This is a genomic window from Mesorhizobium sp. WSM4312 (assembly GCF_002294875.1).
Classification (GTDB): domain Bacteria; phylum Pseudomonadota; class Alphaproteobacteria; order Rhizobiales; family Rhizobiaceae; genus Mesorhizobium.
Genome location: NZ_NSFU01000017.1, coordinates 131,051 through 138,813, shown reverse-complemented (window position 1 = coordinate 138,813; position 7,763 = coordinate 131,051). Strand labels below are relative to the sequence as shown.

General features: G+C 62.3%; 7 protein-coding genes and 1 pseudogene. 6 read left to right on the top strand and 2 right to left on the bottom strand.

The window, feature by feature from the left end:
- The 4 genes and pseudogenes from CK228_RS26715 to CK228_RS26700 form a co-directional block, all read left to right on the top strand.
- Positions 1-227: pseudogene (locus CK228_RS26715) on the top strand (5-aminolevulinate synthase); the annotation flags it as partial.
- A 64-nt stretch (positions 228-291) separates the two neighbouring features.
- Positions 292-726, top strand: a complete 435-nt coding sequence (locus CK228_RS26710) for a DUF2267 domain-containing protein (protein WP_095775431.1) — start codon at positions 292-294, stop codon at positions 724-726.
- Positions 727-729: 3 nt separating this feature from the next.
- A complete protein-coding gene (locus CK228_RS26705) occupies positions 730-1,437 on the top strand; it encodes a phosphoribosyltransferase (protein ID WP_095775430.1) in 708 nt (235 codons plus the stop codon).
- Positions 1,437-1,883 (top strand): pyridoxamine 5'-phosphate oxidase family protein, encoded by a 447-nt coding sequence (locus CK228_RS26700; protein ID WP_095775429.1) that lies wholly within the window; start codon positions 1,437-1,439, stop codon positions 1,881-1,883. The genes CK228_RS26705 and CK228_RS26700 overlap by 1 nt, the downstream gene beginning before the upstream one ends.
- A 72-nt stretch (positions 1,884-1,955) precedes the next feature.
- Here CK228_RS26700 and CK228_RS26695 read toward each other — a convergent pair whose 3' ends face one another.
- Positions 1,956-2,792, bottom strand: a complete 837-nt coding sequence (locus CK228_RS26695; protein ID WP_095775428.1) for a universal stress protein — start codon at positions 2,790-2,792, stop codon at positions 1,956-1,958.
- 171 nt (positions 2,793-2,963) lie between these two features.
- On the opposite strand from CK228_RS26695, the gene CK228_RS26690 reads away from it, so the two are divergent.
- Positions 2,964-3,362: a cytochrome c gene (locus tag CK228_RS26690; protein WP_095789733.1), complete on the top strand. Its 399-nt coding sequence runs from the start codon at positions 2,964-2,966 to the stop codon at positions 3,360-3,362.
- Positions 3,363-3,391: 29 nt separating this feature from the next.
- Positions 3,392-4,969 carry a bifunctional aminoglycoside phosphotransferase/ATP-binding protein gene (locus CK228_RS26685; protein WP_245438118.1) on the top strand — a complete coding sequence of 526 codons (1,578 nt, stop codon included), beginning with the start codon at positions 3,392-3,394 and terminating at the stop codon, positions 4,967-4,969.
- Between the two features lie 19 nt (positions 4,970-4,988).
- On the opposite strand, the gene CK228_RS26680 is transcribed toward CK228_RS26685, so the two are convergent.
- Positions 4,989-7,670 carry a bifunctional acetate--CoA ligase family protein/GNAT family N-acetyltransferase gene (locus CK228_RS26680; RefSeq protein WP_095789732.1) on the bottom strand — a complete coding sequence of 894 codons (2,682 nt, stop codon included), beginning with the start codon at positions 7,668-7,670 and terminating at the stop codon, positions 4,989-4,991.
- Positions 7,671-7,763: the final 93 nt, after the last annotated feature.

The following is a 7,763-nucleotide window of genomic DNA, read 5'->3' as shown; positions in this document are numbered from 1 at the left end:
ACGGCATCTACATCCAGCCGATCAACTACCCGACCGTGCCGCGCGGCACCGAACGTCTGCGCATCACGCCGACACCGTTCCATTCCGATGCGCTGATCGCCGAGCTGCAGGACGCGCTGGTCGAGACATGGGACGCGCTCGGCATTCCCTACGGCTCGGCAGGACGGCCCATTGTTGCGAAGAGCGATCGGATCGTTCCGCTGATCATGGCGAAGGCCGGAGGCTGAAGCGGCCATGTGCTCAGTCGTCTTCATCCATTTCGGCTTCCTCTGAATTTTAGGGAGTAGAACCATGAGCCACATGTCCCACACCTCTTTTTCCGGCTTCACCCACGCTGCGCAGCAGGCACAGCAGTGGGTAAAAGAGCTCGCCGCTGATCTCCGCTGGAGCGAGCCAAGTGCATGCCGGCTTCTAAGGTCCGTTCTGCACGCGATGCGAGATTGGTTGCCGCCGGCGGAAACGGCCGATTTCTCGGCGCAACTGCCCGTTTTGATTCGCGGCATATACTTCGAGGGCTGGGCCCCATCGGCGCCTGGGCATGAGCGCAAGAAGCGTGATTTTGTCCTCTGCGTCAGGAACAGCTTCGGCTACGATGACGACGTCGATTTCGACGTCGCCATCAGGGCGGTGTTCAAGCTGCTCGATCGCCATATATCGCATGGTGAGATCACTCAGGTGAGAAACTCGATGAAGAAGTCCCTTCGCGAACTCTGGCCGGCGGATTGAACAATGTTTCGCGACCGTAAGCAGGCAGGAGAGAGACTCGGCATCGAATTGGCCGGGCTCGATCTTTGCCAGCCGGTCGTTCTCGCGCTGCCTCGCGGTGGGGTTCCTGTCGCCGCCGAAGTCGCCAAAGCCCTGGGCGCGCCTCTCGACGTACTCGTCGTCCGCAAAGTCGGTGCCCCGGGCAACGCGGAACTGGCGGTAGCCGCTGTCGTGGATGGCAATCCACCCGACGTCGTGCTCAACCGGGAGATCGTCGAGGCTTATGCGCTCGACGATGCCGAACTTGCCTCGCTGGTCGCTCTCGAACGCCCGGAACTCGAACGTCGGCGCCTCGCCTACAAGGGTAATCGCAGGTCGTTGTCAGTAGGAGGTAAAACGGTGATCCTCGTCGACGACGGGGCAGCAACCGGAACGACCATGAAAGTCGCCATACGCGCGCTCAGGCACCGGGCGCCCAGGGAGATCATCGTGGCGGTTCCGGTGTCTCCTCCGGATACATTGGCCGATTTGGCGACGGAGGCCGATCGCGTGGTATGTCTTAGCCAGCCAGGGCGGTTCCGTGCATTGGGTTATCACTACCTGCGGTTCCCGCAGCTTTCCGACAGTGAAGTGACAGCCGCGCTGGATGAGGCTGGCCGGCTGTACAAGACCCGCAAGCGCCATATGGTGGGCGACGGGTCGGCGGCAGAGAAGAACAGGAGATCACATTGATGCTGGTCCGCACGCTTTCTGCCTTGGAATGCACGAAAATCCTGACGGCCAATCGTGTTGGCCGCCTGGCATGCGCGAAGGACGGGCAGCCCTACGTCGTGCCCCTCTACTATGCCCATTCGGATGCTCATCTTTATGCTTTTTCCATGCCAGGCAAAAAAATCGAATGGATGCGGGCCAATCCGCTGGTGTCGGTCCAGGTCGACGAACACGGGCAGGGCCGAGGATGGAGAAGCGTCATTGTCGATGGTCGATATGAAGAGCTGCCGGATCGTATCGGGTACAAGCTTCAGCGGGATCATGCCTGGTCTGTGTTGAGCAAGCACACCGACTGGTGGGAACCCGGCTCACTCAAGCCGGTCGCGCCTCCCGCTGCCGACAATGCACCGCATGTTTTCTTCCGGATTCTGATCGAGCAGGTCTCCGGGCGAGAGGCGAGCGAGTAGATACGCGACCCTTCAAGAATGGGAGCGGGCCGGCGCAAACCGCACCGGCCCGCTTTTTCCTCGTGCGAACCGCTACCGCGCCATCAAGACCGGCAGCGATTGCCCCTCAAGCATCGACTTGGTGACGCCGCCGAAAACGCGCTCGCGCAACCGGGAATGACCGTAGGCACCCATGACCATCAGCTCGGCCGCAACGTCGCCGGCATGCTGGCGAAGCACTTCGGCAACCGAATGGTTCGAGCTCGGCAGCCGGTCAACCGTAACCTTCACGCCGTGCCGGGCAAGATAGGTCGCGGCATCGGCCCCCGGTTCGGCCCCGTGATGGAATTCGCCCTCCAACGGATCGACCATCACGAGGCGCACGTCATCGGCGCCTTTCAGCAGATCCAGCGACTCGCGAACAGCGCGCGATGACTCAAGGCGAGCGTCCCATGCGACCAGGATGCGTTTCGGTGTCAGCGTTGGCCGCGAGCCCTCGGGAACCACGAGCATGGGCTTTCCCGATGAGAACAAGACGCCCTCGATGACCTTATCCTTCAAAGTGTGGCCGGCCAGCAGATCCGGCCCCAGAATGGTCAGATCGGCGTAGCGAGCACGCCTCCCGATCACGTCGTCGGCCCATCCAATGTCGGGATAGTCGTCACTCAGATCAGCCGATACCGCACTTCGGGAAAGAAAGGCGGCGACATCCGAAATTCGTTTCTCAAGCCTCTTCAGCTCGGCCTGCCGCTCCTCCAGCCAGGCTGGCGAGACGACAGCAGCATACTCACCACCCGAGGGCGGTGCGGCAATCTCGAGGACGAGCACGGAAAGGTGCGCATCGATCTGTTCGCACAGGTCAGCGGCGAGCTTCAGATCGCCCCCGCCCTGGTTCGGCCCGGTAACTGTAAGCAGTGTCCTGAAAGTCACGCCGGCGACTCCTGATTTCGAGTGAAGGTTCAGTCGTGATGTCAGTCATTAGCGGCGGCGCCCGGTGATTTCATTGCGCTGAGTCAAACACCGGAGTGGCGGCATTTGATCCGTATCAACGTGCGGGGAAGCCAACGCTGTAGTTTCGGTCGATCAATCGGGGAAACGCAGATGAAATTCCTGATCGCGGCGATTCTGGCGGGATTGGCCCTCAACGCGGCTGGCGCCCAGGAACTCGGCAACGGCAAGGCGGAATACATGAACTCATGCGCCGTCTGCCATGGCCCAGACGGCAAGGGCGACGGCCCGTTGGGCGACGAGTTGTTGAAGCGGCCGAGCGACCTGACGCGCCTCTCCAGGCGCAATGGCGGCGAATTCCCCTATTGGCGCGTTTTTGCCGTCATCGACGGTCGCGGCATGGTGCCGGCGCATGGCGATCGCGACATGCCGGTCTGGGGCCGGCAATTCCTTCCCGGTGACGTGAAGAAATATGGCCCGAATGCCGGGGAAATCGTCACCAGGGAACGGATCCATGATCTGGCCGGTTATGTCGAGACGTTGCAGCAATGAAAGCACAAGGCTCCAACAGTCTCAGCACGATGCCTGCATGGAAGAGGCCGGACATGGTCGTTGACGAGCAGCAATCCGCTATCGCGTTCCTGCTTGATCCCGCCTCCTATGGCATGACGGGACCGGTCGAAGCGATCGAGACCCATATATCGCGAATTTTCTTGATTGGTGGACGTGCCTTTAAGATCAAACGGGCGGTCAAGCTGCCCTATGTCGATTTCTCGACGCCAGCACTAAGGCTGGCCGCTTGCGAGAAAGAGGTGGAACTCAACGCCAAGACCGCACCCGGCCTTTATCTGTGCGTGCGGCGCATTACCCGCGAAGTCGACGGCAAACTCGTTTTCGATGGTGCCGGCCAAATGGTCGATGCGGTGATCGAGATGGTCCGGTTTGATCAGTCGAGGCTCCTTGATCGGATGGCGACCGCAGGAGAACTGACGCCAGCGTTGATGACGGCCGTCGCACGCATGGTCGTGGGATATCATCGTGCCGCGCCGAGGATCCACAACGGCACCGGCTCGTTCAATTTGATGGGCGTGCTCGACATCAACGAGGCCGGCTTTGGCACCAGCCATGTTTTTACAAAGCGGGAGATCGAGACGTTTGCCGCGGCTTTCCGCACCGCACTCGCGCGCCATTCCGGATTGCTGGATCGCCGGGAGGCTGCGGGCAAAATCCGCCAGTGTCATGGCGATCTGCACCTGCGCAACATCTGCCTTTTCGATGGCGAGCCTCGCCTCTTCGATTGCATCGAATTCAATGACCAGATCGCCAGCATCGATGTCTTGTACGACCTTGCCTTCTTGCTGATGGACCTTTGGCATCGCGGTTTCCCAGAGCTCGCCAATCTCGTGATGAACCGCTACCTCGACGAGGCCGATGACGAGGATGGCTTTGTCCTGCTGCCTTTCTTCATGGCGGTGCGCGCAGCTGTGCGCGCGCATGTCACCGCCACCCAGGTCGAGGAAGGCAGCGCCGATTCCGGCAAATTGACTGCCGAGGCCCAATCCTATTTCGAACTGGCCCGAACATTTCTGCAGCAAACGCCGCCGAGGCTCGTTGCCATCGGCGGCCTCAGTGGTTCAGGCAAGACGACTATTGCCGAGGCGCTCGCCGCCCATGTCGGTGCGCCGCCCGGAGCGCGCATAGTCGAAAGCGACCGCATCCGCAAAGCGATGCACGGCGTGCCCGCCGAGACCAGGCTGCCGGACAAGGCCTACCGACCGGATGTGTCCGACCGCGTCTACAACGAAATGGCATGGCGCGCCGGCCTGATTCTCTCCGAGGGCGGCTCGGTTGTAGCTGATGCGGTCTTCGACAGACCGGCCGATCGTGAGCGGATCGAGAAGGCGGCGCGAGACCGGGGTATTCCATTCTTCGGTTTCTGGCTGGAGGCGGATCCACTCGTCCTTTGGCAACGGGTCAGCGAACGCAAGGGCGGTCCCTCGGATGCAACGGTGGATATCCTCTCGCGTCAATTGCAGCGAAAAGCCGGCAAGGCCAGCTGGCGCAGGACCGATTCCGATCGAAAGCCCGTCGACATCGCCGCGGAACTGAGGAGATGTTGGCAGCGCGATGCTTCCGAGACCTTGCGCACGGCCTCCTGACTGTTGCGAATGATCGACCTCAACCGAGTTCGAGCTTGGCCTCGACAAGCCCCGGCTCGTTCGGAAGGCGCATGATGGAGAAGCCGAATTCACGGCACATTGCCAGCATCTTGCTGTTCTCACTGAGCACGATACCTTCGATGCGGCGGATCCCGTCGGCCTTTGCATAATCGATGATCTGGCTGAGCAACTCCCAACCCAGACCATGACCCTGCAAGTCCGTCCGCACCAGCAATGCGTATTCGGCGCTGACGTGGTCGGGATCGCAGGACAAGCGGCTGATGCCTGCCAGCGCGCCAGTGCTCGTGTCCAATGCGACGAAAGCCATGTTGCGGTCGTAGTCGAGCTGGGTGAGCCGCTTCAACATCTGGTCGGAGAAGCCTTTGCGCGGCGACAGAAACCGCAGGCGCAGATCGTCGGGCGAAATCCTGCCGAGGAATTCGGGATAGAGCGCAATGTCCCCCGGCCTGATCGGCCGGATACGATAGCGAGCGCCTCCTGCCGAAATTTCCTTCTCCCAACCTGACGGGTAAGGCCGGATGCACAGTGCGGGATTCGGCCCGGCTTCTTCCACGCGCTCCGGTTCGATCTCGATGCGTGCATCCAATGCGATCACACCGTCGGTGTCGGCGAGCAACGGATTGATGTCCATTGATACGAGGCACGGAAAGTCGACGACCATCTGCGACAGCCCGTTGAGCACCGCGACGATCGCCTGCCGATCCGCGGGTTTGCGATCGCGGAATCCGGCGAGCAGCCGGCCGATCCGCGTTTGCCCGATCAGGTCACCGGCAAGAACGTCGTCGAGCGGCGGCAACGCGATTGCGGTATCGTCGGTCACTTCAACGGCGACGCCACCCGCCCCGAATAGCAGAACCGGGCCGAAAATTGGATCGCGGGTGACACCAAGGATCAGTTCCTGAGCCTGCTTTCGCACCACCATCGGCTGTACGGCATAACCCTCGATATCGGCCTGGGGGTCGTGCTTGCGCAACCGGGCCTTCACCGAGCGGGCGGCCTCCTCGGCTGCCGCCGCGGATGCTATGCCGAGCACCACCCCGCCAATGTCCGATTTGTGCGAGATCGCCTTTGACAGCAGCTTGACGACGACCTGCTCGGATGTCTTGAGAAGCCGGCTCGCCGCTTTCCCCGCTTCGGCAGGGGATCTGGCGATGATCGTTTCGGGCACCGGGATGCCGTAGGCGGAAATCGCCGCCTTGGCCTCGGGTTCGGTCAGCATGCACCGGCCTTCCCTGGCGACCCGCCTGAATAGGGCAAGCACCGCTTCTCGACCTCTCGTGGCGGCCTCGCCGTGGCTCGACGGCGTACGCAGCAGGGCCCGCTGCGCTCGCGACCAGTCGGCGAGGTAGGATACGGCCGTCGCGGCATCAGCGGGTGTCTCGAGGCTGGCAATCCCGGCGTCCTGAAGAACACGTCGCCCTTCGCGCGCCGTGTGTTCGCCAAGCCAGCAGGTCAGGACCGGTTTGCCGCCGATCTTGCCGTCCTGCGCGAGCGTTGCCACCGCGCTTGCCGCGGCGAGCGGCGAGCCGAGCCCGGTCGGGCAGTTCATGACCAGGACAACGTCGGTCCCAGCATCGGCCGCGATGGCCTCGACCGCGGCCCGGTAACGCTCAGGCGGAGCGTCGCCGATGATGTCGACCGGATTGGCATGCGACCATGTGGCCGGCAGGACGGCATCCAGGCGGGCAATCGTTCCCGGTGCGAGTTCGGCCAGTTCCCCGTTGCAGTCGACAAGTTGGTCGACGGCAAGCACGCCGGCGCCACCGCCATTGGTGACGATGCCGACGCGGGCTCGCTCCAGCGGAGCGAAGCGGGCGGTCGTTTCAACCGCATCGAACAACTCGGCCAGGCCTTTGACGCGCAGGATGCCTGCGCGCAGCAATGCGGCATCGACCACACGATCCGCCCCGGACAGCGCGCCGGTATGGGTGGCGGCGGCCTTGGCCGCCTGCTCGTGCCGGCCCGATTTGATAACGATCACCGGCTTGAGGCGCGCGGCGGCGCGCGCCGCCGACATGAACTTGCGCGGATTGGGAATGGTTTCGAGATACATCACGATGGCGTGGGTGTGCATGTCGCCCGCCAGCATGTCGAGGCAGTCCCCCACATCGACATCGGCCATGTCGCCGAGCGAGACGATCTGGGAGAAGCCGACATTGTTATCGCCTGCCCAGTCGATCAGCGACGTGGCAATGGCGCCTGATTGCGACAGCAGTGCGATGTTGCCAGGCTTGGCGGCCATATGCGCAAATCCGGCGTTGAGTTTGACGGGCGGGATCATCAGTCCGACCGTATTCGGCCCGATGATGCGGAACAGTGTGGGCTTGGCAGCGTCGAGCATGGCCTGACGCAGGCCGTTCTCGCGGGTAAGCCCGGCGGTGATCACGACCGCGGCCCGCGTCCCCCTGTCACCGAGCTCGCGCACGATGCCGGGAACCGTGTCCGGCGGCGTGACGATGACACCGAGGTCTGGAATATCAGGCAGAACGGCAGTCTTGGCGTAGCACGGCCGATTTCCAATTTCGGAATATTTCGGGTTGACCGGCCAGATCTCGCCTTCAAAGCCGCCGTTGACGATGTTGTCGAACACGACACGGCCGACCGAGCCGTCACGCCCTGATGCACCGAAGATGGCGACCGACTTCGGAGCGAACGCATATTCGAGATTTCGGATCGTCACCCCTATGCCTCCTGTTCGTAGCGATAATCGCCTGTCGATCTTGCCCGTTCGTTGCGTTGGATCAAAGTCTTCACCAGCCTATCGGGACTAGCT